General features: G+C 66.9%; 22 protein-coding genes. 17 read left to right on the plus strand and 5 right to left on the minus strand.

Annotated features, from left to right (window positions below):
• Positions 1-70 precede the first annotated feature (70 nt).
• From pyrR to BWQ92_RS20590, 13 genes are all read left to right on the plus strand, one after another.
• Positions 71-655, plus strand: a complete 585-nt coding sequence (gene pyrR / locus BWQ92_RS20530) for a bifunctional pyr operon transcriptional regulator/uracil phosphoribosyltransferase PyrR (protein ID WP_076802762.1) — start codon at positions 71-73, stop codon at positions 653-655.
• Entirely contained in the window at positions 652-1,647 is a 996-nt protein-coding gene (locus tag BWQ92_RS20535; protein ID WP_076802764.1) for an aspartate carbamoyltransferase catalytic subunit, read from the plus strand. Before pyrR ends, BWQ92_RS20535 begins: the two co-directional genes overlap by 4 nt.
• Positions 1,647-3,008, plus strand: a complete 1,362-nt coding sequence (locus tag BWQ92_RS20540) for a dihydroorotase (protein ID WP_076802766.1) — start codon at positions 1,647-1,649, stop codon at positions 3,006-3,008. The genes BWQ92_RS20535 and BWQ92_RS20540 overlap by 1 nt, the downstream gene beginning before the upstream one ends.
• The gene (locus BWQ92_RS20545) at positions 3,008-3,517 is read left to right on the plus strand and encodes a PH-like domain-containing protein (protein ID WP_076803867.1); all 510 of its coding nucleotides are present in this window, start codon (positions 3,008-3,010) and stop codon (positions 3,515-3,517) included. The genes BWQ92_RS20540 and BWQ92_RS20545 overlap by 1 nt, the downstream gene beginning before the upstream one ends.
• Positions 3,518-3,531: 14 nt before the next feature.
• Positions 3,532-4,836 carry a glutamine-hydrolyzing carbamoyl-phosphate synthase small subunit gene (gene carA / locus BWQ92_RS20550; RefSeq protein ID WP_157365217.1) on the plus strand — a complete coding sequence of 435 codons (1,305 nt, stop codon included), beginning with the start codon at positions 3,532-3,534 and terminating at the stop codon, positions 4,834-4,836.
• Positions 4,836-8,180: a carbamoyl-phosphate synthase large subunit gene (gene carB / locus BWQ92_RS20555; RefSeq protein ID WP_076802768.1), complete on the plus strand. Its 3,345-nt coding sequence runs from the start codon at positions 4,836-4,838 to the stop codon at positions 8,178-8,180. The genes carA and carB overlap by 1 nt, the downstream gene beginning before the upstream one ends.
• Complete coding sequence (pyrF, locus tag BWQ92_RS20560; protein WP_076802770.1) at positions 8,173-9,051, plus strand: orotidine-5'-phosphate decarboxylase; 879 nt, start codon at positions 8,173-8,175, stop codon at positions 9,049-9,051. The genes carB and pyrF overlap by 8 nt, the downstream gene beginning before the upstream one ends.
• A gap of 104 nt (positions 9,052-9,155) precedes the next feature.
• The gene (gene mihF / locus BWQ92_RS20565) at positions 9,156-9,473 is read left to right on the plus strand and encodes an integration host factor, actinobacterial type (RefSeq protein WP_076802772.1); all 318 of its coding nucleotides are present in this window, start codon (positions 9,156-9,158) and stop codon (positions 9,471-9,473) included.
• A gap of 43 nt (positions 9,474-9,516) precedes the next feature.
• Positions 9,517-10,113 (plus strand): guanylate kinase, encoded by a 597-nt coding sequence (gmk, locus tag BWQ92_RS20570; protein WP_076802774.1) that lies wholly within the window; start codon positions 9,517-9,519, stop codon positions 10,111-10,113.
• A 15-nt stretch (positions 10,114-10,128) separates the two neighbouring features.
• Entirely contained in the window at positions 10,129-10,389 is a 261-nt protein-coding gene (gene rpoZ, locus BWQ92_RS20575) for a DNA-directed RNA polymerase subunit omega (RefSeq protein ID WP_076802776.1), read from the plus strand.
• 40 nt (positions 10,390-10,429) lie between these two features.
• Positions 10,430-11,716: a bifunctional phosphopantothenoylcysteine decarboxylase/phosphopantothenate synthase gene (locus BWQ92_RS20580; protein ID WP_076802777.1), complete on the plus strand. Its 1,287-nt coding sequence runs from the start codon at positions 10,430-10,432 to the stop codon at positions 11,714-11,716.
• Positions 11,717-11,792: 76 nt separating this feature from the next.
• Positions 11,793-13,028 carry a methionine adenosyltransferase gene (gene metK / locus BWQ92_RS20585; protein ID WP_076802778.1) on the plus strand — a complete coding sequence of 412 codons (1,236 nt, stop codon included), beginning with the start codon at positions 11,793-11,795 and terminating at the stop codon, positions 13,026-13,028.
• A gap of 88 nt (positions 13,029-13,116) precedes the next feature.
• Positions 13,117-15,261, plus strand: coding sequence for a primosomal protein N' (locus tag BWQ92_RS20590; protein ID WP_076802779.1), 2,145 nt, complete (start codon positions 13,117-13,119; stop codon positions 15,259-15,261).
• Positions 15,262-15,292: 31 nt separating this feature from the next.
• Here the strand turns inward: BWQ92_RS20590 and BWQ92_RS20595 are convergent, their stop codons facing one another.
• From BWQ92_RS20595 to BWQ92_RS20605, 3 genes are read right to left on the minus strand one after another with little or no spacing between them, the layout of a single operon-like run.
• Complete coding sequence (locus tag BWQ92_RS20595) at positions 15,293-16,369, minus strand: glycosyltransferase family 4 protein (RefSeq protein ID WP_076802780.1); 1,077 nt, start codon at positions 16,367-16,369, stop codon at positions 15,293-15,295.
• Positions 16,366-17,295 (minus strand): alpha/beta fold hydrolase, encoded by a 930-nt coding sequence (locus tag BWQ92_RS20600; protein ID WP_076802781.1) that lies wholly within the window; start codon positions 17,293-17,295, stop codon positions 16,366-16,368. The genes BWQ92_RS20595 and BWQ92_RS20600 overlap by 4 nt, the downstream gene beginning before the upstream one ends.
• Positions 17,296-17,309: 14 nt before the next feature.
• Positions 17,310-18,179 carry an aldo/keto reductase gene (locus BWQ92_RS20605; RefSeq protein ID WP_076802782.1) on the minus strand — a complete coding sequence of 290 codons (870 nt, stop codon included), beginning with the start codon at positions 18,177-18,179 and terminating at the stop codon, positions 17,310-17,312.
• Between the two features lie 321 nt (positions 18,180-18,500).
• Here BWQ92_RS20605 and BWQ92_RS20610 point away from each other — a divergent pair, with 321 nt between their 5' ends.
• A complete protein-coding gene (locus tag BWQ92_RS20610; protein WP_076803868.1) occupies positions 18,501-18,893 on the plus strand; it encodes a hypothetical protein in 393 nt (130 codons plus the stop codon).
• Positions 18,894-18,908: 15 nt separating this feature from the next.
• Here the strand turns inward: BWQ92_RS20610 and BWQ92_RS20615 are convergent, their stop codons facing one another.
• Positions 18,909-20,360, minus strand: coding sequence for a GntR family transcriptional regulator (locus tag BWQ92_RS20615; RefSeq protein WP_083706381.1), 1,452 nt, complete (start codon positions 20,358-20,360; stop codon positions 18,909-18,911).
• A gap of 142 nt (positions 20,361-20,502) precedes the next feature.
• On the opposite strand from BWQ92_RS20615, the gene BWQ92_RS23670 reads away from it, so the two are divergent.
• Positions 20,503-20,649 (plus strand): hypothetical protein, encoded by a 147-nt coding sequence (locus BWQ92_RS23670; RefSeq protein ID WP_157365218.1) that lies wholly within the window; start codon positions 20,503-20,505, stop codon positions 20,647-20,649.
• A gap of 64 nt (positions 20,650-20,713) precedes the next feature.
• On the opposite strand, the gene BWQ92_RS20620 is transcribed toward BWQ92_RS23670, so the two are convergent.
• The gene (locus BWQ92_RS20620) at positions 20,714-21,676 is read right to left on the minus strand and encodes a sugar-binding transcriptional regulator (protein WP_076802784.1); all 963 of its coding nucleotides are present in this window, start codon (positions 21,674-21,676) and stop codon (positions 20,714-20,716) included.
• Between the two features lie 139 nt (positions 21,677-21,815).
• Between BWQ92_RS20620 and BWQ92_RS20625 the strand changes: the two genes are divergently transcribed.
• Together BWQ92_RS20625 and BWQ92_RS20630 are read left to right on the plus strand one after the other, a co-directional pair.
• Positions 21,816-23,603, plus strand: coding sequence for a glycerol-3-phosphate dehydrogenase/oxidase (locus BWQ92_RS20625; RefSeq protein ID WP_076802785.1), 1,788 nt, complete (start codon positions 21,816-21,818; stop codon positions 23,601-23,603).
• Positions 23,604-23,661: 58 nt separating this feature from the next.
• Positions 23,662-24,408 carry an MIP/aquaporin family protein gene (locus tag BWQ92_RS20630; RefSeq protein WP_076802786.1) on the plus strand — a complete coding sequence of 249 codons (747 nt, stop codon included), beginning with the start codon at positions 23,662-23,664 and terminating at the stop codon, positions 24,406-24,408.
• The last annotated feature ends 55 nt before the right edge of the window (positions 24,409-24,463 follow it).

Raw genomic sequence — 24,463 nt, forward strand, 5'->3', positions numbered from 1 at the left:
TGGTAATTTTGGAGGGCAAATGTTCCTTTTTTAATTCCGTCCCGTGAGGCGGGGAAAGGGGAGACGAGCGATGACTCCTGTCACGCAGGCACCGGTACCGGCCAGGGTTGTACTCAACCAGGCGGACATTGACCGTGCCCTCACTCGTATCGCCCATGAGATCCTCGAGGCCAACAAGGGCTCCCAGGACCTGGTGCTGCTGGGCATTCCCCGCCGCGGTTACCCGCTGGCCGTCCGGCTCGCCCAGAAAATCGCCGCCGCCGATCCGGCCGTGGACGCTGCCGCCATCGTCGGCCAGCTGGACGTCACCATGTTCCGCGACGACCTCTCGCACCAGCCCACGAGGCCCCCGCACCGCACCCAGCTGCCGCTGACCGGCATCGACAACAAGGTCGTGGTGCTGATCGACGACGTCCTGTACTCCGGCCGCACCATCCGCGCCGCCCTGGACGCTCTCGTGGACCTCGGACGGCCGCGCATTGTGCGCCTGGCAGTCCTCATTGACCGCGGCCACCGCGAACTCCCCATCCGCGCCGACCACGTGGGCAAGAACCTTCCCACGTCCTCCGCCGAAAAGGTCCGGGTCCGGCTCGAGGAGACCGACGCCGTCGACGGCCAGCCGGTCAACGAAGTGGTCATCGAGGGCGGCGCATGAAACACCTCCTTTCCACCGAAAACCTCAGCCTGGCCAACGCCGTCCGCATCCTCGACACCGCCGAAGAGATGTCGACGGTGGGGGAGCGCGAGGTCAAGAAACTTCCCGCCCTCCGCGGACGGACCGTGGTGAACCTCTTCTTCGAGGACTCCACCAGGACACGCATTTCCTTCGAGGCCGCAGCCAAGCGGCTCTCTGCCGACGTCATCAACTTCGCCGCCAAGGGCTCATCAGTCTCCAAGGGCGAGTCGCTCAAGGACACCGCACAGACACTGTCGGCCATGGGCGCCGACGCCGTCGTGATCCGCCACTGGGCCTCCGGTGCCCCGCACCGGCTCGCGGCCACCGACTGGATCGACGCCGCGGTGATCAACGCCGGCGACGGCACCCACGAACACCCCACCCAGGCGCTCCTGGACGCCTTCACGATGCGCCGGCACTGGACCAAACTCTCCGGCCTGCCCTCGGCGGGGGCGGACCTGCGCGGCATGCGCGTCGCCATCGCCGGCGACGTCCTGCACTCGCGCGTGGCGCGGTCCAATGTGTGGCTCCTGCGCACGCTCGGCGCCGACGTCACCCTGGTGGCGCCGCCCACCCTGCTGCCCATCGGCGTCGAACACTGGCCCTGCAGCATCAGCTACGACATGGATGAGACCCTGGAAAAGGGCGTCGACGCCGTCATGATGCTGCGCGTCCAGGGCGAGCGGATGAACGCCTCCTTCTTCCCCTCCACCCGGGAGTACTCCCGCCGCTGGGGCTTCGACGACAACCGGCTCCGCGCCCTGGACAGTCTGGGCCTGAAGGACACCATCATCATGCACCCCGGTCCCATGAACCGGGGCCTGGAAATTTCCGCGGCCGCCGCCGATTCGCCCCGCTCCACCGTGCTCGCACAGGTGAAGAACGGCGTGTCGATCCGCATGGCCGCCCTGTACCTGCTGCTCTCCGGAGACACCCGTGAACCAGCCGCCACCCTGAAGGAGAGCAACTGATGGCTGAAGAAACCACATATCTGATCCGGGGCGCCGCGATCCTGGGCGGCGACGCAGAGGACCTGCTCATCCGCGACGGCGTCATCGCCGCCCGCGGGACCGGCCTGTCCCAGGCTGACATAGCGGACAGCGCCACCGTGATCGATGCCGACGGCCTCATCGCGCTGCCAGGGATGGTGGACGTACACACGCACCTCCGTGAACCCGGCCGCGAAGACGCTGAAACCGTGGAAACCGGCACCCGCGCCGCAGCCCTCGGCGGCTTCACCGCCGTGCACGCCATGGCCAACAGCATGCCGGTGGCGGACACCGCCGGTGTGGTGGAGCAGGTGTACAGCCTGGGCCGTGACGCCGGCTGGGTGGACGTCCGTCCCGTGGGCGCCGTCACTGTGGGGCTCGCGGGCGAGCAGCTCGCCGAGCTCGGCGCGATGGCCGACTCCCGCGCCCGGGTCCGGATGTTCTCCGATGACGGCATCTGCGTTCACGACCCCGTGCTGATGCGACGCGCCCTTGAATACGTCAAGGCGTTCGACGGCGTCGTGGCCCAGCACGCGCAGGAACCGCGCCTCACCGCCGGCGCACAGATGAACGAGGGCGAAGTCTCCGCGGTCCTCGGCCTCACCGGCTGGCCGGCAGTGGCCGAGGAAAGCATCATTGCCCGTGACGTGCTGCTGGCCCAGCACGTCGGTTCCCGGCTCCACGTCTGCCACGTGTCCACCGCAGGCTCGGTGGAGATCATCCGCTGGGCCAAGGCCCGCGGTATCAACGTCACCGCCGAGGTGACCCCGCACCACCTGCTGCTCACCGATGAGCTGGTCCGCAGCTACGACCCCGTCTACAAGGTGAACCCGCCGCTGCGCACCAACGACGACGTCCAGGCCCTGCGCGCCGCCCTCGCCGACGGGACCATCGACGTCGTCGGCACCGACCACGCTCCGCACCCGAGCGAGCACAAGGAATGCGAGTGGGCGCAGGCTGCCATGGGCATGACCGGACTGGAAACCGCCCTCTCCGTGGTCCAGCACGCCATGATCGAAACCGGCCTCATGACTTGGACCGACTTCGCCCGCGCCACCTCCACCGCGCCCGCCGGCATCGGACGCCTTCCGGACCAGGGCCGGCCGCTCGAAAAGGGCGAACCCGCCAACATCGTCCTCGTGGACCCGGCAGCGCGCTGGACCGTCGACCCTTCCGCCATGGCAACCATGGGACGCAACTCGCCGTTCCGCGGCATGGAGCTCCCGGGCAAGGTGATGGCCACGTTCTTCAAGGGCCACCCCACGGTCCTGGACGGCAAGCTCAACACGCCGTACCGCTACCCCTCGGAAGCGCCGGTCGCCGGCGCCCCGGGTGCGAACTGATGGAAAAAGTCCTGCCCGGACTTGCGATGCTGGCCATCGCCGCCGTCGTTTTTGTCCTGATCTGGCTCGGCTGGCGCAACCGGCTGCGGCGGCAGTCAGACATCGCACAGCTGCCGGCGGTTCCCGTCGGGCTGGGCGAACCGCTGCTCTCAGCGGACGGACAGTATGTGGCCTCGACCACCGCGGGGGACTGGCTGGACAGGGTCGCTGTGCACGGTCTCGGGATCCGCACCAACGCGGAACTCTCGATCCATCCGGAGGGCGTGCTCCTGGACCGTGCGGGTGCCGGACCGCTGTTCATCCCTGCAGCCTCGCTGGCCGGCGTCCGGCAGGACAGCGGCATGGCCGGCAAATTCGTGGAAAAGGACGGCTTGCTGGTCCTCAGCTGGATGCTCGGAACCCACGCCCTGGACACCGGCTTCCGCACGCGCCGTGCCGCGGACAAGCCGGCCATCCTCCAACAACTTCAGGAAATGATCTCCCCAGGCCCCCAGGCAGGTGCCCAATAGTGGAAAGTAATAAAGTGACGGAAACCGAAGTGACAGTAAACGCAGGAACTGCGCCGCAGGCCGCAGCCTCCGCCCCCGCCGTCCTGGTGCTCGAAGACGGCCGCATCTTCCGCGGCCGCAGCTACGGCGCGCAGGGCACCGCCCTGGGGGAAGCGGTCTTCGCCACCGGCATGACCGGTTACCAGGAGACCATTACCGACCCGTCCTATGCCCGCCAGCTGGTGGTGCAGACGGCCCCGCACATCGGCAACACCGGTGTGAACAGCGAGGACGCCGAATCCCGCCGTATCTGGGTGGCCGGCTACATTGTCCGTGACGCCGCCCGCCGCCCCTCCAACTGGCGGTCTGAGCGGTCTCTCGACTCCGAGCTCGTCGAGCAGGGCATCGTGGGCATCCAGGGTGTGGACACCCGCGCCATCACCCGGCACCTGCGCGAGCACAAGACCATGCGCGCCGGCATCTTCTCCGGCGAGGCAGCCAAGGCCTCGGACAAGGAACTCATCGACGCCGTGCTCGCCAGCGAGCCGATGGAAGGCGCCCGCCTTGCCGAGGAAGTCAGCATCGACGAAGCCTACGTGGTGGAGCCGAAGGACCACGGCTGGGACGGCGACCCGCGCTTCAGCATCGCCGCAATCGACCTCGGCATCAAGGCCATGACGCCGGTGCGCTTCGCTGAGCGCGGCGTCCGCGTGCACGTGCTGCCCGCCACCGCCACGATCGACGACGTCAAGGCCGTCAACCCCGACGGCTTCTTCATGTCCAACGGCCCCGGCGACCCCGCCACCGCCGACAGCCAGGTCAAGCTGCTCCGCACCGTCCTGGACGAGAAGCTGCCCTACTTCGGCATCTGCTTCGGCAACCAGATCCTGGGCCGTGCGCTCGGCTTCGGCACCTACAAGCTGCGCTACGGCCACCGCGGCATCAACCAGCCCGTCATGGACCGCCGCACCGGCAAGGTGGAGATCACCTCACAGAACCACGGCTTCGCCGTCGACGCCCCGCTGGACGGCCCCACCAGCGCGCCGGAAGAGCGTTACGGACGGGTCGAGGTCAGCCACGTCAGCCTGAACGACGAGGTCGTTGAAGGCCTGGCCTGCCTGGACATCCCGGCCTTCTCCGTCCAGTACCATCCGGAAGCCGCCGCCGGCCCGCACGACGCCGCCTACCTCTTCGACCGCTTTATCGAGCTGATGGAAGGCACTCGTGACGGCCGCACCGCCAACCTGTCCAAGGAACCGGTGGACTCGCAGCACCCCGCCGAGGCCCAGAATCAGGCCGGGCCGAACACGATCGACAACAAGACTGAGGACAAGAAGTAATGCCCAAGAGAACTGACCTTAAGAGCGTCCTGGTCATCGGTTCCGGCCCGATCGTCATCGGCCAGGCCGCTGAATTCGACTACTCCGGCACCCAGGCGCTTCGCGTCCTCAAGGAGGAAGGCCTGCGCGTCATCCTCGTCAACTCCAACCCGGCCACCATCATGACCGACCCGGAGTTCGCCGACGCCACGTACATCGAGCCCATCACCCCCGAGGTGGTGGAGAAGATCATCGCCAAGGAGCGCCCGGACGCCGTGCTGCCCACCCTGGGCGGCCAGACGGCCCTGAACACCGCCATCGCGCTGGACAAGAACGGCGTGCTCGAGAAGTACAACGTGGAACTGATCGGTGCGAACATCGCCGCGATCGAGCTCGGCGAGGACCGCGAGAAGTTCAAGGGCGTCGTGGAGCGCTGCGGCGCCGAATCCGCCCGCAGCCACATCATCCACACCATGGACGAGGCCCTGAAGGCTGCCGGTGACCTCGGTTACCCCATGGTGGTCCGCCCCTCCTTCACCATGGGCGGCCTCGGTTCCGGCCTGGCGTACAACGAAGAGGACCTGCGCCGCATCGTCGGCCAGGGCCTGCAGTACAGCCCCACCAGCGAGGTGCTGCTCGAAGAGAGCATCCTCGGCTGGAAGGAATACGAGCTCGAGATGATGCGGGACAAGAACGACAACGTGGTTGTCGTCTGCTCCATCGAGAACTTCGATCCCGTAGGCGTGCATACCGGCGACTCCATCACCGTGGCACCGGCGCTGACCCTCACCGACCGCGAATACCAGAAGCTGCGCGACGTCGCCATCGCCGTGATCCGTGAGGTCGGCGTGGACACCGGCGGCTGCAACATCCAGTTCGCGATCGACCCGAAGACCGGCCGTGTGGTGGTCATCGAAATGAACCCGCGCGTGTCCCGCTCCTCGGCGCTGGCGTCCAAGGCCACCGGCTTCGCCATCGCCAAGATCGCCACCAAGCTCTCGCTCGGCTACACCCTGGACGAGATCCCGAACGACATCACGCAGAAGACCCCCGCCTCCTTCGAGCCGACGCTCGACTACGTGGTGGTCAAGGTCCCGCGGTTCGCGTTCGAGAAGTTCCCGGCCGCCGACCCCACCCTCACCACCACCATGAAGTCGGTGGGCGAGGCCATGGCCATGGGCCGCAACTTCACCGAGGCCCTGCAGAAGGCCCTGCGCTCCCTCGAGCAGAAGGGCTCGCAGCTGGACTTCAGCTCCGTCCCCGAGTGGGAAGTGCCGGAGCTCATCGAGAAGGCCAAGCGCCCGACGACGGAACGCCTGCACCAGGTGCAGCGCGCCCTGCTCGGCGGCGCCAGTGTGGAGGAGCTTTACGAGGCCACCAAGATCGACCCCTGGTTCCTGGACCAGCTTCAGCTGCTCAACGAGATCTCCCAGGAGATCCGCCGCTCCGGCGCGCTGACCGAGGACATGCTCCGCAACGCCAAGCGCCACGGCTTCTCCGACGAGCAGATCGGTGCCCTGACGCACAACTCCGAGGCCGTCGTCCGTGGCGTCCGCCAGGCGCTGGGCATCCGCCCGGTCTACAAGACCGTGGACACCTGCGCCGCGGAGTTCGCCGCCTACACCCCGTACCACTACTCGGCCTACGACGAGGAGGATGAGGTTGCGCTGCACTCCAAGCCGTCCATCCTCATCCTCGGCTCCGGGCCCAACCGCATCGGCCAGGGCATCGAGTTCGACTACTCCTGCGTCCACGCCTCCATGGCGCTGCGCAAGGCCGGCTACGAGACCGTCATGGTCAACTGCAACCCGGAAACCGTCTCCACCGACTACGACATCTCCACCCGCCTGTACTTCGAACCGCTGACCCTGGAGGACGTCCTCGAGGTCATCGCGGCCGAGGAACGCACCGGCGGCGTGATGGGCGTCTTCGTGCAACTGGGCGGCCAGACCCCGCTGAAGCTGGCCCAGCAGCTGGCCGACGCCGGCGTGCCCATCCTGGGCACCTCGCCCGAGGCGATCGACCTCGCCGAGCACCGCGGCGCATTCGCCCGCGTGCTGGACGAAGCCGGCCTGGTCTCCCCGAAGAACGGCACCGCCGTCTCCTTCGAGGACGCCAAGAAGATCGCCGACGAGATCGGCTACCCCGTCCTGGTCCGCCCGTCCTACGTCCTGGGCGGCCGCGGCATGGAGATCGTCTACGACGAGCCGAACCTGTCCCGCTACATCGCCAACGCCACGGAGATCACCGCCGAGCACCCGGTGCTGATCGACCGGTTCCTCGAGGACGCGGTGGAGATCGACGTCGACGCCCTCTTCGACGGCACGGACATGTACCTCGGCGGCATCATGGAGCACATCGAGGAAGCCGGCGTTCACTCCGGCGACTCCGCGTGCGTCCTGCCGCCCATCACCCTGGGCGGCAACGTACTCGAACGCGTCCGCACCGCCACCCGGGCCATCGCCGAAGGCGTGGGCGTCCGCGGCCTCATCAACATCCAGTTCGCGCTGGCCTCCGACGTCCTGTACGTCCTGGAAGCCAACCCGCGCGCGTCCCGGACCGTGCCCTTCGTGTCCAAGGCCACCGGCGTGCAGATGGCCAAGGCCGCCGCGCTGATCGGCACAGGCGTGACCATCGGCCAGCTCCGCAGCGCGTACAAGATGCTGCCGGAAACCGGCGACGGCTCCACGCTGCCGCTGGATGCCCCCGTGTCCGTCAAGGAAGCGGTCCTGCCGTTCAGCCGGTTCCGCACCCTGGAGGGCAAGGTCGTCGACTCGCTGCTCGGGCCGGAAATGCGCTCCACCGGCGAGGTCATGGGCATCGACAAGCACTTCGACACCGCCTTCGCCAAGAGCCAGTCGGGCGCCAACAATGCACTGCCCACCGAGGGCAAGGTCTTTGTGTCCGTGGCCAACCGCGACAAGCGTTCGGTGATCATGGGCGTCAAGCGCCTCTCCGACCTCGGCTTCGAGATCGTTTCCACCGGTGGTACTGCCGACGTCCTGCGCCGCAACGGCATTCAGGCCACTCCGGTCCGCAAGGTGGCCGAGGGCAGCAGCGCCGAAGGTGAAGGCACCATCGCCGACCTCGTGGTCGCCGGCGAAATCGACATGGTGTTCAACACCCCGTCCGGCGGCGAGGCCCGCAGCGACGGGTACGAACTCCGTGCCGCCGCCACGTCCATCGGCATTCCCTGCATCACCACCGTGGCCGAGTTCAACGCCGCCGTGCAGGCCATCGAGGCGCTGCGCACCTACGCCTGGTCCGTGACCAGCCTGCAGGAGCACGCCGCTGCGCTCATCGCATCGCAGGAGGCCGCCCTGCAGAAGGCCGCCGCGCAGACTCCGGCCGAGCAGAATGCCTGAGGCACCTGCAGGCGCAAACACTGCCGCCGGTGCCAGCCGGGAGTCCTTTGGCTCCCGGCTGGGCCGGGCCATGGCGGACCGCGGTCCGCTCTGCGTCGGGATTGATCCGCACCCCGCCCTCCTCGGCAGCTGGGGGCTGAACGACGACGCCTCCGGCCTGAGGCGCTTTTCACTCACCGCCCTGGAGGCAGTGGCTTCGCTCGCTGCCGCGGTCAAGCCGCAGGTGGCGCTGTACGAACGGCACGGCTCTGCCGGCATGGCGGTCCTCGAAGAGGTCCTCGCCACTGCCCGGGACGAGGGCGTGCTCACCATCGCCGACGCCAAGCGCGGTGATATCGGGTCCACCATGGCCGCGTACGCCGACGCCTGGCTCGGCGACGGCTCTGCCCTGGCCGCGGATTCGGTGACGCTGAGCCCCTACCTGGGCTTTGAGTCACTCCGGCCTGCCCTGGACCTTGCGGCCGAGCACGGCCGTGGCGTGTTCGTCCTGGCGCTGACCTCCAACCCGGAGGGCGCCTCCGTGCAGCACGTGGGCGGAAGCGATTCAGTGGCACGCCGGATCGTCCAGGCCGCCGCGGGGGAGAACGAACGCTACTCCGGGCCCCTGGGCTCGGTGGGCCTCGTGGTGGGAGCCACCGTGGGCACGGCACTGTCGGACCTGCAGCTTGACCTGGGGGCCGTCCGAGGTCCGATCCTCGCGCCTGGCCTGGGTGCGCAGGGGGCCACTCCGGGAGACCTGCGGAAGACCTTCGGCGCCGCCTACTCCCAGGTCCTGGGAACCTCCAGCCGCGACATCCTCAAGGCCGGTCCCGGCGTCCGGGAGCTCAGGGAAGCGGCCGAGCGGACGCTCGCCGGGCTCCGCGACGAATAGTCCATTGATTTCTCCGGCCGGCAGGGAGTAGGTTCAGGACAAATCCGCGGCTGCTCCAACGCCGCCGGCCGCGGATCCGTTGGCTGACCCCAGGGGAAATAACCGTGAGCTTGCGACCCTTGTCTCCGCAGGAACGATCCGACGCACTCAGGAAGGCCGCGGCGGCAAGGGCTGCCAGGGCCACGGCCAAGGAGCGGCTTAAATCCGGAGAGCTGACCGTGGCCCAGATCCTGGATTCCGGCGGCACAGAGGAAGCCATAGCGCGCATGCGCGTTTCGGAACTGCTTGAGGCACTGCCGGGGATCGGGAAGGTCCGTGCCGCGGCCATCATGGACAGCCTGGGGATCGCCGCGTCCCGCAGGGTCCGGGGGCTGGGCATCCACCAGCGCCGGGCGCTGGTAGATTTTATGAACGAGAAATAGCTACATCCGAACAGAGTCATCTGTAGACCGCCCAAAGGAATACGTGAGCAAGAAACCCGGACTGACAATCCTCGCTGGTCCTACGGCTGTTGGCAAAGGCACCGTGTCCACCTATATCCGCGACAACTACCCCGAGGTCTGGCTGTCGGTGTCGGCCACCACCCGGGCGCCGCGGCCGGGCGAGATCGACGGTGTGCACTACTACTTCAAGTCCAAGGAGGAGTTCGAGTCCCTTGTGGCCGCGGGCGAATTCCTGGAGTGGGCCGTGGTGCACGGGCAAAACACCTACGGAACCCTGAAGAGCACCGTCAACCAGGCCATCGCCGAGGGCCGCTCCGTGCTGCTGGAGATTGACCTGCAGGGTGCGCGCCAGGTGAAGCAGGCCCTTCCCGATGCCCAGTTCGTGTTCCTGGCACCGCCCAGCTGGGAAGAACTGGTCCGCCGGCTGGTGGGCCGCGGCACGGAATCGGCCGAGGAACAGCAGCGCCGGCTGGAAACCGGTAAAGTAGAACTTGCTGCTGAACCGGAGTTCGACTACACCGTCATCAATGACGACGTCCGCCGGGCAGCGGACGAGCTTGTTTCACTCATGGGGCTGACCCCGCACCCGCGCCAGCCGCAGACGCCATCAGCCCGCTAGAAATTTGGAGAATTCGTGTCCACGAACCTTGAAGGCATCATCAACCCGCCGATCGACTCGCTGCTCGAGGCAGCCGATTCCAAGTACGGCCTGGTGATCTTCGGTGCCAAGCGTGCACGTCAGATCAACGCGTACTACGCCCAGCTGCACGAGGGCCTGTTTGAGTACGTCGGCCCGCTGGTCGACACCAAGCTGAACGAAAAGTCGCTGTCCATCGCCCTGCGCGAGATCAACGAAGGCAAGCTGGTCTCCTCGCCGATCGAAGCTGCAGAGTAATCTCCGCAGAGTAAACAGACTGCCTGCTGACGGAGTTCACGTGCGCATAGTCCTCGGAGTCGGGGGAGGGATCGCCGCCTACAAGGTGGCATCGCTCCTCCGGCTTTTTACTGAAGCCGGCCATGACGTCACCGTCATCCCCACGGAGGCAGCCACCCGCTTTGTCGGCGTGGCCACGTGGGAGGCGCTGTCCGGCAACCCGGTGACCAACAGCGTCTTCGACGACGTCGAACTGGTCAACCATGTCCGGCTGGGCCACGAGGCAGACCTGATCGTGGTGGCCCCCGCCACGGCCGACCTCCTTGCCCGCGCCGCCGGCGGCCAGGCCAACGATCTGCTCACCAACACGCTCCTGATGGCCAGCGGCCCCGTCCTGTTCGCCCCGGCCATGCACACCGAGATGTGGCAGCATGCGGCCACCCAGGACAACGTCGAGACACTCCGCAGCCGGGGCGTGACCGTCCTGGAACCCGCGAGCGGCCGGCTGACCGGCAGCGACTCCGGCCCCGGCCGCCTGCCCGAGCCCGAAGCCATTTTCCAAGCTGCCATGGCACTGGTTCACGGACTCCAGGAAGATTCCCCGCTGCCCCCCTCCGCAGGCCGAACGGCTGAGGGAACCGGCGGCGCGCCGGAATTCCCGCTGGCCGGCCGCACCGTGACCATCAGCGCCGGCGGCACCCGTGAGCCACTGGACCCTGTCCGGTTCCTGGGCAACCGCTCCTCCGGGAAGCAGGGCGTGGCGCTGGCTGCCGCGGCCCGCGATGCCGGAGCAACCGTCCGGCTCGTTGCCGCACACATGGAGGTTCCTGCCCCCGACGGCGTCGAGCTCGTCGCCGTCGAGACGGCCTTGCAGCTCAGGGAAGCCATGCTGGCAGCGGCGGCCGATTCCGACGTCGTCGTCATGGCTGCCGCGGTGGCCGACTTCCGTCCTGCGGAGGTGTCCGGCACCAAAATCAAGAAGCGGGACGACACCGCCGACCCCGTCATCACGCTGGTCCGCAACCCGGACATCCTGCACGAGCTCGTCGCCGTCCGCGACGCCGGCAGCAGCAGCCAGCTCGTGGTGGGCTTCGCCGCCGAGACCGGGGATGAGCAGGGTGACGTGCTTTCGTACGCCGAGGCAAAGCTGAGGCGCAAGGGCTGTGACCTGCTGGTGGTTAACCACGTGGGCTCCGACAAGGTGTTCGGCCAGGACCACAACTCCGTGGTCATCCTCTCGCGGGCCGGTTCCGCGCCCCAGTCGGCATCCGGTTCCAAGCAGGACGTCGCCGCCATTGTCATTGACCGCATCGGTTCCGAACTGAGCCGGGTCTTTCCGCGAACCTGACGGGCGTAAGCAACGTCTCCTTAGCATGGGGACACACGCTGCCGCGCCGCCGTTTGCCAACCAGTAAGGTAGTTGAGTGACTTTACCGCTGCATCTTCCAGAATCCCACGGGTCCGCACCCTCCGCGCTTCGGCTCTTCACCTCGGAGTCGGTGACAGAAGGGCACCCGGACAAGATCTGTGACCAGATCAGTGATGCGATCCTGGACGCCCTGCTGGACAAGGACCCCGAGTCCCGCGTCGCCGTCGAGACCATGGCCACCACCGGCCTGGTCCACGTCGCCGGCGAGGTGACCACCGACGCCTACGTCGAGATTCCGCAGATCGTGCGCGAGACCATCCTGGGCATCGGCTATGACTCCTCCGCCAACGGCTTCGACGGTGCACGCTGCGGTGTTTCCGTCTCCATCGGCCAGCAGTCCAACGACATCGCCGGCGGCGTCTTCAATTCCCTGGAAGCCCGCGAAGACCGGCAGGAGGACGACTACGACCTGCAGGGCGCAGGCGACCAGGGCCTGATGTTCGGCTACGCCAGCGATGAGACCCCGTCCTACATGCCCACGCCGATCTGGATTGCGCACCGCCTCTCCGAGCGCCTCACCGAGGTCCGCAAGAACGGTGAACTGGCCTACCTCCGCCCCGACGGCAAGACCCAGGCCACCATCGGGTACGACGGCGACCGGCCGGTTTCCGTGGAAACCGTGGTCATTTCCAGCCAGCACGCCGAAGGGTTCAGCCTCGACCAGCTGCGCGCGGACCTCGCCACGCACGTCATCGACCCCGTCCTTGCCCTCGCGGACCTGGACATCTCGCGCACCAACAACATCCTGAACCCCGCCGGCGCGTTTGTCATCGGCGGTCCGGTGGGCGACGCCGGCCTCACCGGCCGCAAGATCATTGTGGACACCTACGGCGGCATGGCCCGCCACGGCGGCGGCGCCTTCTCCGGCAAGGACCCGTCCAAGGTGGACCGCTCCGCCGCATATGCCATGCGCTGGGTCGCCAAGAACGTGGTGGCTGCGGGACTCGCCAAGCGCGCCGAGATCCAGATCGCCTACGCCATCGGCCAGGCCCGCCCCGTGGGAACCTACGTCGAAACGTTCGGGACCGAGACCGTCGACCCGGCCAAGATCAGCGCCGCGATTGCCGAGATCTTCGACCTGCGCCCCCGCGCCATCATCGACGCCCTGGACCTGAAGCGACCCATCTACGCCAAAACGGCCGCGCACGGCCACTTCGGCCGCGATGATCCGGACTTCACCTGGGAGCGGCTGGACCGCGTGGACGACCTGAAGGCGTACTTCAACGCCTGAGCCGTCGCCTCCGCCGCCCGCCGGCACTCCGGGAATGTCAGACCCGTGTGATTGGCTAATGCGGAACCCAGGACGGAGGTAGGGCGCCATGTCTTTCAATTCCACGCCGTCGCACCCCACGCCATCTTCGCACCGGAGGCCAGAGCCGCTGCAGCTCTCACTGCTGCAGGGCTTTCCGCCGGCGGCCAAGCCGGCCGGCGGCCCGCCACTTGCCCCAGTCCGGCCGGTGGCGCGCGTGCTCATCGAGTCGCCGCTGCCGCACCTGGACCGGCCGTTCGACTACAGAGTGCCTGCCGAACTGGATGAGGATGCCCAGCCGGGCGTGCGCGTCCGGGTGAAGTTCAGCGGCCAGGAACTCGGCGGCTACATCCTGGACCGGCTTGATGAGTCCGACGCCGGGCAGCCCCTCGTCCCGCTGCACAAAGTCGTCTCGCCGGTTGCCGTCCTGACCCCTGCGCTGCAGGAACTCGCCGGGCGGGTGGCGGCACGCTATTCCGGCACCGTCAGTGACGTTCTCCGCGTCGCCATTCCGCCCAGGGTGGTCAAGGTGGAGAAGGAGCTTGCCGGCGCCGAACCGCCTCCGGAGCCTTCGTCTGCGGGACCTTCGCCTGCCGGCGCCGACTCCAGCTTCTCCGGCGAAAGCTGGACCAGGTACCGCAACGGCGCCGCGTTCCTCCGCCATCTCACGTCCGGCGGATCGCCCCGGGCAGCCCTTAGTGCCATGCAGGGGTTTGGCCCGGACGGCTGGCCGCATGTCATTGCGCAGGCGGTGGCGGCGGTACGGCAGTCCGGACGGGGCGCCGCCGTCGTTGTTCCCGATTACCGCGACCTGGACCGCGTGCAGGCCGCCCTGGAAGACATCCTGCCCGCGGAAGACGTCGCGCGGCTGACCGCCGACGACGGCCAGACACCCAGGTACCGCAACTACCTCCGGGTACTCAAGGGCTCCGCGGGTGTGGCGGTGGGCACCCGCTCGGCCGCCTATGCCCCCGTGCATAACCTCGGGCTCGTCGTGTGCTGGGACGACGGCGACGACCTCCATGTGGAGCAACGGGCGCCGTACGCCCACACCCGGGAAGTGCTCCTCCTCCGTGCGGAACAGGAAGGGGCCGCCTGCCTGCTGGCCGGGCATGCCCGCAGCACGGAAGTGCAGCGGCTGGTGGACGCCGGCTGGGCCATGCCCGTGGACGCCGAACGGACGGTGCTCCGCCGCACGGTTTCCCGGGTCCTCAACACCGCCGACAGTTTCGAGCAGGAGCGCGACCCCCTCGCGCGGCTGGCCCGGCTGCCCGGAGCAGCATGGCGCACAGCCAAGGACGCACTCGAACGCGGCCCCGTGCTGGTGCAGGTGGCCCGCGCGGGGTACGCGCCATCGCTGGCGTGCGAAACCTGCCGGGAACCGGCGCGCTGCCCGTCCTGCCAGGGGCCGCTCGCCATCGCCGGCAGCGCTGCAGTCCCGCAGTGCCGCTGGTGTTCGACGCCGGCGCCCGCCTGGCGCTGCGTGCACTGCCAGGGCACCCGCCTGCGCCGCGGGGCGGCCGGCGTTCTCCGCACGGCCGAGGAACTGGGCAGGGCGTTTCCGGGCAAGGCCGTGGTGACGTCCTCGGGCCAGAACGTCAAGGCAACGGTGCCGGATTCCTGCGCGCTGGTGGTGGCCACCGTCGGTGCCGAACCGGTGGCTCCGGGCGGATACGCGGCGGCGCTGCTGCTCGACGGCGATTCGCTGCTTCGGCGGGAGAACCTGCGGGCCGGTGAGGACGCGGTGCGGCGCTGGTTCAACGCCGCCGCTCTCGTCCGGCCGGCCACCGAGGGCGGCATCGTGGTCATCACCGCCGACGATACTGCCGCCGTCGGTGCATTGCTGCGATGGGACCCGGCGGGCTATGCGCAGCGGGAACTGGCGCTGCGCGCCGAGCTGCAGCTGCCGCCGGCGGTGAGGGTGGCCGCTGTCACTGGCGGCAGCACCGCCGTCGGGCATTTCACCGCCTCAGCCACAGCGCTTCTTGCCGCCGAGGGCGTAACGCTCCGCGTCGCGGGGCCGGCGCCGCTGCTCCAGACCGCGCACCTCCAGTCCGCAGTCCCGGAAAGCGTTGATGTCCGGACGCTGCTGTTCATTCCCTATGCGCAGGCCGCCACAGTGACCAGGGTGCTGCGGGCTGCGAAGGCTGCCGCCGCGGCGAAACGCACCGAGGACCCGGTACAGCTTCGGCTGGACGGCCTCGACGTGCTGTGAGCCGGCCTGCTCCAACAGGCTGGGCGACAGGCTATTTGTTGCGGAGCGCGAGCACTTCCGCTGCCACGGCCACCAGCTGGCGGGCGGACTCGTCCCAGCTGAACTGCCCGGCGCGGGCCACCGAGTTTCGTGAGACATCCCGCCACTGCGGCGCGTCGCCCAGTTCCTGGACAGCGGCCGCAAAAGCCGCGGGGGATTCCGGGTCCACGTACTTAGCGGCGTCTGCGCCCACCTCACGGAAGATCGGGGTGTCGCTGGCAATAACCGGGGTGCCCAGCGCCATGGCCTCCACCAGCGGGAGGCCATAGCCTTCGGCCTTCGACAGGCTGACCAGCGCGGTGGTACGCCTGAGCAGTTCGGCGTACTCGTCGTCGGTCACGCCGTTATGGAACACCACGCTGGCCCCGGCAGGGATCAGCGCCTCGAGCTCGGCACGGCGCTGCGGGGTGATCCGGCTGAGCAGGTGCAGCGTGTAATCCGGCAGTTCCGCCATCCCGGCGAGCATGGTTTCGACGTTCTTGTAAGGCATGAACGAACCCATGTAGAGCAGCGTCTTCTCCGGCAGGGTGTCGGGGTCGCGGGGCTGCTGGGCCGGCTGCGGCGCGTTGCTGACGATGCGCACCGGGCGGCTGGTCAGGCGGTACTTGGCCATCAGTGCTTCGGTGGTCCTGCTGATGGTGGCGACGACGTCTGCGCGGTTCAGCAGCAGCCGCTGCGGCCAGTACGCCTTGTGGTACAGGCGCCACAGGATCCGGACCGGGGCCGGGAGGAAGCCGGGGGGTGCCGGGTGTTCGTAGTAGATGAGATCGTGCAGGGTGAGCACCAGGCCGTACTTGCGGCCCCAGGTGCCCATGGTCTGCATGGGGCAGACGACGACGTCGGCATTCAGCCGGTTGACTTTCCGTGCCACGAAAAGTTCAGCGGGGGAGAGCGGGCTGCTGATCAGGGTGTGGGGGACGTCGGGAAGCAGGGCCAGTTGGCGGGGATCGCTGATGAGCATCGACACATCGGCGATCTTGGCGACGGCGGCGATGAGGCTGGCGCCATAGCGGCTGATCCCGTCGTGGTGGTCGGTCCGGGTAAAGCGGGCGTCGATCACAATTTTCACGCGGGATGGTCCTTCAGGAAGCGGCGGATGAATTCTGCGGCAGGCTCAGGGGTTTCGTAGTGGATCAGGTGGCCGACGCCCGGAATGATTTCCAGCGTGGCGTCCGGGAGCAGCCCGGCCAGCCGGTGCTGGTCGCGCAGCAGGGCGATTTCATCTTTTTCGCCGGCGATAAGGAGCACAGGCAGGGAGAGCCGCGGCGCGACTTCGGCCACATGGCTGCTGACGGACGCAGTGAAGGATTCCAGCAGACTCTCCCGGTTTGCGAAGGCGCTGAAGTAGGCATGGTGCTGCCCGTGGATGAACCGCAGCAGGTCCTTGTCCCTGGTTTTCGCCATGGCCATGCTCATCACCCGAACGATGAGCGGGCTGCGGAGCAGGGCCAGGCCAAGCGCGCGGGGGAGCCGCGCGGAAAGACGGTAGTACAGCACCGCCAGACGCGTCATAAGTCCCTTGGGCCCCTCCAGCGCCGGCGCAGCGATGGGATTGACCAGGATCAGCGGGCGGACGGCCTCCGGGTGGGTGGCGACAAAGTGGGCGGCCACGATGGAACCGAACGAGTGCCCCAGCAGCACTGTGTCAGGTCCGAGCCCGAGGGCCGCCATGAAGTCGCTGATGAACTGGCCGTAGCGCTCCACGCTGTGGCTGGCATCGGTGAATGCCGCTGAATCGCCGAAACCGGGAAGGTCCGGCATGACCAGGCGCATTTCCGGCAGCTGGTCCGCCACCCGCAGAAGCCCGTGGTGGTCGCCGCGGAAACCGTGGATGACCAGGATGGTGCGCGTTTCCGGCGTTGTCTTTTCGGGTTCGTAGACCCAGTAGGCGACGTCGCCGCCCGTCAGTTGCACGGTGGACGCGCGGGTGCGGACCGCCAGTCCGCCGCTGATAAAGGACGGCACGGTTGCGGGCACGGAGTCGGCTGTTCTCATCTGTTGACCGGGTCCTAGTTGACGATGTCGGGGTGGGAACCCGTGCGGTGGCCGCGCTCCAGGGCGGCGATGTCCGCCATGTCCAGGGCTGAGAGCTCGAAGCCGAAGACGTCAAGGTTTTCCCGGATTCGGGCGGCGGAGCTGGCCTTGGGGATGGCCACGTGGCCCAGCTGCACCTGCCAGCGCAGCACAATCTGGGCGGGGGTCACCTTGTGCTCGGCCGCGAGGGCGCCGATGACGGGATCCTCCAGCACCTGTCCGCGGCCCAGCGGGCTCCACGCCTCGGTGAGGATGCCCAGGCCCTTGTGCTTTTCGCGGAGCTCGGCCTGCTGCAGCCACGGATGGAGCTCGACCTGGTTGACGGCGGGAACCACCTCGGCGGTTTCCAGCAGCCGGTCCAGATGCTGCGGCTGGAAGTTGGAGACGCCGATGGCCCGGACCTTGCCCTCGCGGTACAGGGTCTCGAGTGCGCGGTAGGTCTCCTGGAACAGCCCTCGCCTGGCGCATGGCCAGTGGATGAGGTACATGTCCACGTATTCCAGCCCGAGGTTGATCATGGACGTGTCAAAGGCCCGCAGCGTTGCGTCATAGCCATGGTCGTCATTCCAGACCTTGGTGGTGATGAACAGATCCTCGCGGGATACGCTCGGCGCGGTCACCCCCGAGCCGCCCGTCACAGGCTCCATTGCGAAGGCCTCCACGAGGCCACGCGCTACGCCGGATTCGTTCCCGTACATGGCGGCCGTGTCGAAGTGGCGGTAGCCGGCTTCCAGCGCAGTCGCCACCAGATTGGCCGTTTCAGCAGGCGGCACCTTGTACAGCCCGAAACCCAACTGGTCGATCAGCACGCCGTTGTTCAGGCTGAGCCGGGGTGAGGTAGTCATGCCTATGACTCTACCGATTCCCCGCCCCGAGACGTGTGACTGACCACGTACCGGTACCGCGGGGCAGCATGGGGGGCTTTTCGGGCGGGCTGGCAACACTTCCGTGTTCCTTCCGGCGGCGGATTAAAGGTCTATAGCAAAGGTTTTAGAAGGGCGAAGGTACGAGGGATATGCACTTGCTGCCGATTCAGTCCGTAAAAAAGGCTGGACTAGAGGTTTAAAACCACGTAGCTTTGGAGGACAAGAAAATATGACGCACATCACAGGATGCCGCCGACGCAGGGGGAAGCCAACAGCCGCAACAGCACCAGGGAGCACGCAATGACCGCCACCATAAATGACCTCATCGACGATTCGTTTGCTGATCTTCCAAGACCGCAGACGTGTCCCGCCGAAGACTTCGCCGCCCCGGTCCTGACCGTCAGGGTCAATGATCAGGCCGTGCTTGCAATTGCCCGCTGGCTGCACGACGGTGCCTGCCTGCATGGGGATGGCTGCGGGCTGCGGGACTTCCATGCGATGGACGTCTACGAGACGGACGTCCGGGTCATGCTGGCCGCCATGGTGCAGGCGGGCGGCGACAGCGACGGCCCGGAAATCAGCCCTTGCCGCACGGCAACTGGGCGCAGGTGGTTCCAGGGCAAGTGGCAGTGCACCGCATGCAGCGGCGCCATCCGTTTCGGCGGTGGCATCGGATGGGTCCACAGCCGCTGATCCGGTGCGGAACGGCTATGCGTGCTGGTCTTCGTGGTCACCGGCGATTCCCATGCAGAGCCACCACGGGACTCCCGGAAGCGCCCGCCGCTCATTTTGGTCGGCTTTCGGGATGGTCCCGCCGACGTAGCGGCCGGTATTGGTTGCGATGACCGCACCATGCTGGTCCACAATGCAGGTGTTCGACGGTAATGCCCGCAACAGGGGTTCGAATGCGGTTTGGAGCTGGCCGATGCGGACATCGGCCCCCAATGCCCCAACATAACTTCCGGCAACGACCACCCGCTTGCTGAAAGTGATGATGTTCTCGTTCGTTCCGCTCGCATCCACATACGCATGGCTGGTGTGGATGGGGCTGTCATCGCCAGTGTCATCCGGCCGCCATGGTGCAGTGGCGAAGTCATAGAGGTCCATGTCGATGTATAGCCGCTGCGGCGACTCTGGTCCCGCTGGCGTGTAGCACCAGGAAATCCAGCTCTCACCGAAGTACGACTGGTCGGCGACGAAGCCCGTGCCGTAGAGAAATGGAACGCCGATGGCCACTGCCCTTCGCGCCGCGGCGTAGATGTCCGAATCGGCCCGTTCCCTGCTGGCTCCGGACCCGATGCTGGCGCGTACGGCCTGCTCGACCTCGCGCATTGACGCGGCAGCGGTTCCGGCGAACACGGCAGCAACCGATTCGATGGCGGCTACGGCCTCATCGACGGAGGCCGGATAATGCGGCGAATCGGCGGGTGTGCCCTCTAGCTCCATCCGCTCGTCAATGACCAGGTTCATGTCCCGCCGTACGTGTTCCTCAGCCAGCGCCCGCGCCCTGTCGGCGTCGCCGGCGCTGATTGCCTCAACGATCCTGGTGTGTTCTTCCGCAGCGGCGTCCCTGTGGCCTGACGGATCCACCCAGATCAGCGGGCCCACCTCGGCCTGCAGCGCAACCTCCTGGCGGGTGAGTCTGACCGATCCTGAACTGGCTGCGAGCTCGATGTGAAACTTGCTGTCCGCCCTGATTGCGTCCGCCGTGTGTTCGCAAGCGAGGATTTCGGTCGCTGTGTAGTCAAGGCGTCCCATCGAGAGCCGGTGGGATTGGATGGCCGCCGCGGCGGCGGCAGCGGCGCTGCCGGCGAGGAAGGCGCGGTACTCCCTCAAATCACGCAGGTCTTCGAGGGAGTATGCCTCAAGGGACTGGCGCTGCACCCGGGCGATGTCCCCGGTGTTGGCCTTCACGAAGCTCCCGCCACCTTTGCCGCGCCGCGTCTCGACCAAGCCCAGGCCGCGCAGTTCGGCCAGCGCTGCGCGCAGCGTGAGGGTGGATACGCCCATTCTGGATGCCAGGTAGCTTTCGCTGGGCAGCTGGGAGCCGTCTTCGAGCACTCCCAGTTCGATGGCATGCCTCAGCCGGCGTCCGACTTCTTCCCCTCGATCCGCGTTCTCCAAGGGTGCGAAGGCGAGTTGCTCTTTCCAAGCAGTCACGGGAAACCTCCCTGAGAAGTGACATTTAACCTTGAATGTCTATTGACCCTTAACCATGAAGGTCTATAGTTAAGAGTACCACTCGGGGAGATCAGGAAGATGTTCCCGGACCGTCCAGAACGATGGAGCGAAGGGAAAGACGATGACACGCGAAGAAGCTTTCGCCAGATGCACCCCGGACTCGTACGTCGAGTTCTACGGCGGCCGGTGGCTCGTCGTCCCGTTCGCGCAAGTCGAGCAGCCGCTCTTCTTCGTTTGCTCACCTGGAGCGCTCCGCAGCGGCCACTAGCTTTGGCCTTCTGAATCTGACCCTGCGGCAAACGACACTCCCGGTGCCGCAGCAGACCGGACAGTCAGGTTCCGTTCTGAAAGCTGACCAGCCGCCGGGCTGAGGCTTCGTCGAGGATCAGGTCGGTTGCCAGTCCGGCCTCAAGCGCACCGCGCAGCCCTTTGATCTTGGACGCGCCGGACACAACGCAGATCCGCCGGCGCACTTGGCGCAGTTGGTCCAGTGAAGGCCCGGTGGAACGTTCGTTCAGGGTAATGCCGTCCGAGGAGCCGTCGCTGCGGAAGAAGACGGTGGCGACGTCCCCAACAACGTCGGACTTCGCCAGCGTGGCCAGGTCCTCTTCGTCGAGGTAGCCGCCGGCGTAGACGTGGCTGGGGTAGTCGGCGTCGACTGATCCCACGCCGAAGATCGCAATGCCCATGCGGGACTGCAGGTCGAGGATGCGCTGCACGCTCCGCTCATTCCACATCGCGGTCTTGGTGGCCGCATGGTCGAAGAAGGCCGGCACGGGAAACTGTTCAACCCGTGCCCCGTAGGCGCTGCCGAAGCGCCGCATAATGTCGCTGGCGTAAGTGATGCCGGTTGTCTGCATGTTGCCCGCCCCGTTGAGTTGCACCACCACGCTGTCATGGGTGATCTTGCGCGTCAGGTGGCGGCTCACGGCGCTGAGGGTTGATCCCCATGCCACGCCGATGATCGCGTTCGAGTCCACGAGGGGCCCGATCGTGCGCGCTGCCTGCATGGCCACGCGGTCCAGCGTTTCAGCTTCGTTGAGGGTGTCCAGGACGGGCACCACGTGCACGTCCACCCTGTACTGCGCCCGGATTAGCCGCTCGAGCTCCGGCCCGGTGTCCAGCGGGCTGCGGATTTGGATCTGTACCAGGCCGGTCTCCCGGGCAGTGGAAAGCAGCCGGGAAACGGTGGAGCGGGAGGTCCGCAATTCCCGGGCGATGGCGTCCATCGTGAGGTCCTGCATGTAGTAGAGCTGGGCGGCGCGCAGCGCTTCGGAATGTCTGGGACGGGGCATGCCTGATTCCGTTCTGCACGTTCGTGCATAGTGCTTGACGACATTTTCCATTAATCCAAAGAATAGTGGTGAACGGCCCCGCACCATTCGGTGCGCTGCCTGCAACAAGCTCTTAGCAACCGAACCCGAAGGAGCAGATTTGGGACTCAAGGACTCACCCGGCCATACCAACAGCGCTGCGGCCCCCGGGCCGGAGCGCGAATCTGTCTCCCGGCTGCGCCGGCGGCCCAATGCCAAGGTTCTGATCATCGGTGGCGGGATCAACGGCGTCGGTACATTCCGGGACCTCGCCCTGCAGGGCATAGACGTGGCGCTGGTGGAGCGCGGGGACTACTGCCAGGGTGCCAGCGGAGCCTCGTCCCACATGATTCACGGCGGTATCCGTTATCTGGAAAACGGCGAATTCCGGCTGGTCCGGGAATCCGTGGTTGAGCGCAACAGGCTCCTGCGGATCGCGCCGCACTACGTGAAGCCGCTGCAGACCACGATTCCAATCTTCAGCACGTTCTCCGGTGTCCTTGCCGCGCCGCTGCGGTTCCTGACCCACAAACAGCAGGGCAAGCCGAAGGAGCGTGGCGCGTTCCTGATCAAGCTGGGGCTTAGCCTTTACGATTCCTTTTCCCGCGACGGCGGCAGCGTTCCGCGCCACCAGTTCCGCAGCCGCGAGAAGGCTTTGGCCGAGCTCCCCATGCTCCACCCCGGGGTCAAATACACGGCCACGTATTTCGATGCCTCCGTCCACAACCCGGAGCGCCTCACCCTTGACGTGCTGCAGGACGGTGAGAAGGCCGGTACGCAAAATGCCGCGGCCCGGGCCAGCAACTACCTTTCCCTGGTCTCTGTGAAGTCCAACGCCGACGGTTCCAGTACCGCGGTTCTCCGGGATGAACTCACCGGCGGCGAGTTCGGCTTCACGGCGGACGTCATCGTCAACACCACCGGCGCATGGGTTGACCTCACCAACGAGGCAATGGGCACGCCCACTTCCTTCATGGGCGGGACAAAGGGCTCCCACATCGTCCTGGACCACCCCGGACTGCTTGCCGCCTGCGATGGCCGCGAGATCTTCTTCGAACACACCGACGGCCGGATCGTACTGATCTATCCGATGGGCGACCGCGTCCTCGTCGGCACCACCGACGTCGACGCCGACATGTCGGAAGACGCCGTCTGCACCGACGAGGAAGTTGAATACTTTTTCGACCTCATCGGTCACGTCTTCCCGGACATCGCCGTAAAGCGCAGCCAGATCGTCTATTCATTCTCAGGGGTGCGCCCGCTGCCACGGCACGACGCCACCCAGCCGGGTTTCGTGTCGCGGGACTACCGCATCGAACGCCGCGCTCCGGAAACGGGCGCCGGCGAGGGCGGCGCCGTCGTCCTCAGCCTGGTGGGCGGCAAATGGACCACTTTCCGGGCCCTGGCCGAACACCTGGCCAACGACGTGCTCGCTGAACTGGGAACGGAACGGAAGATTTCGACGGCGAACCTCCCTATCGGCGGCGGCTCCGGGTTCCCGGACAGCGAAGCCGGCGTCCAGAAATGGATCAAAGCGCACATGGGCCCAAACCGGGACGCCGACCGGACCGGGGGCCTCCTCACCAGGTATGGCACCCGCGCCGAGGAAGTCATCAGCCATCTCGACGCCGGCCCCGACCGCCTGCTGCGCTCCACCCGGGAGCTAAGCGTCAGGGAGCTCGAGTTCATGGCCGCCAACGAGCAGGTCGGCCACCTCGTGGACGTCCTGATCCGGCGCACCTCGCTCGCCTTCCGCGGCCTGGTCACAGGGGAGCTGCTGAACGAAGTTGCCGAGACCCTCGCCGGGCCGCTCGGCTGGGATGCCGCAGGAGTTGCCGCAGAAATCAACCACGCGCAGGAGGTGCTGAAGCGATACCACGGTGTCGAGGTCCACAGCCTCGTCGCCTAGCGGGAAGCAGTCCTTCACACCCGCGAAGGACTGACAACAGAAAATAGAGGAGTCAAAGATGTCTCTTGGATTGGTGTTTCTTTCCGAAGTCTTCGGAACCGGCATGCTTACGCTGCTGGGTTGCGGTGTTGTGGCCAACGTTGCCCTGAAGGGAACGAAGGGCAACAGCGGAGGATTCCTGATGGTCACCTGGGGGTGGGGCATCGCCGTCTTCGCCGGTGTCTATGTCGCCGCCCGGTCGGGTGCCCATCTGAACCCTGCGGTGACCTTGGGCCTGCTGGTCAACGGCAAGGCGGAGTACGCCCCCGGTGTTCCGGTGGACTTCGCTTCGACCCTTACCTACTTCGGTGGTGAAATGACCGGTGCGTTCCTGGGCGCCGTGGTCATGTGGCTGGCGCACAAGCAGCACTTCGACGCCGAGCCCGAGCCCGCGAACAAGCTCGGCGTCTTCTCCACCGGGCCAGCCATCCGCTCCACCCCCTGGAACCTGATCACGGAAGTCATTGGCACCTTCGTCCTGGTCTTTGTCATCCTCACATTCGGCGGAACGCCGTCCGGGCTTGGCCCACTGGCCGTGGCGCTTCTCGTCGTCGGCATCGGTGTCTCCCTGGGCGGACCCACCGGCTACGCCATCAACCCCGCCCGTGACCTCGGACCACGCATCGCACATGCCGTCCTGCCCATCAAGGGCAAGGGATCCAGTGACTGGAGCTACTCCTGGATCCCGGTGGTCGGCCCGCTCGTCGGCGGCGCGCTGGCCGGCCTCGTCGGGCTGCTGCCCATCGTCTTCACGGCGGCCACCTGAGTTCCAACACCCTTTTCGAAACCACATCCATAGCCACATCCGTTCACTCCCAAGC

It is taken from the genome of Arthrobacter sp. QXT-31 (assembly GCF_001969265.1).
Classification (GTDB): Bacteria; Actinomycetota; Actinomycetes; order Actinomycetales; family Micrococcaceae; genus Arthrobacter.

Coding starts and splice junctions, on each gene's coding strand:
- pyrR (WP_076802762.1), top strand. CDS start 71: ATGACTCCTGTCACGCAGGCACCGGTACCGGCCAGGGTTGTACTCAAC.
- BWQ92_RS20535 (WP_076802764.1), top strand. CDS start 652: ATGAAACACCTCCTTTCCACCGAAAACCTCAGCCTGGCCAACGCCGTC.
- BWQ92_RS20540 (WP_076802766.1), top strand. CDS start 1,647: ATGGCTGAAGAAACCACATATCTGATCCGGGGCGCCGCGATCCTGGGC.
- BWQ92_RS20545 (WP_076803867.1), top strand. CDS start 3,008: ATGGAAAAAGTCCTGCCCGGACTTGCGATGCTGGCCATCGCCGCCGTC.
- carB (WP_076802768.1), top strand. CDS start 4,836: ATGCCCAAGAGAACTGACCTTAAGAGCGTCCTGGTCATCGGTTCCGGC.
- pyrF (WP_076802770.1), top strand. CDS start 8,173: ATGCCTGAGGCACCTGCAGGCGCAAACACTGCCGCCGGTGCCAGCCGG.
- BWQ92_RS20590 (WP_076802779.1), top strand. CDS start 13,117: ATGTCTTTCAATTCCACGCCGTCGCACCCCACGCCATCTTCGCACCGG.
- BWQ92_RS20600 (WP_076802781.1), bottom strand. CDS start 17,295: ATGAGAACAGCCGACTCCGTGCCCGCAACCGTGCCGTCCTTTATCAGC.
- BWQ92_RS20605 (WP_076802782.1), bottom strand. CDS start 18,179: ATGACTACCTCACCCCGGCTCAGCCTGAACAACGGCGTGCTGATCGAC.
- BWQ92_RS20610 (WP_076803868.1), top strand. CDS start 18,501: ATGACCGCCACCATAAATGACCTCATCGACGATTCGTTTGCTGATCTT.
- BWQ92_RS23670 (WP_157365218.1), top strand. CDS start 20,503: ATGACACGCGAAGAAGCTTTCGCCAGATGCACCCCGGACTCGTACGTC.
- BWQ92_RS20620 (WP_076802784.1), bottom strand. CDS start 21,676: ATGCCCCGTCCCAGACATTCCGAAGCGCTGCGCGCCGCCCAGCTCTAC.
- BWQ92_RS20630 (WP_076802786.1), top strand. CDS start 23,662: ATGTCTCTTGGATTGGTGTTTCTTTCCGAAGTCTTCGGAACCGGCATG.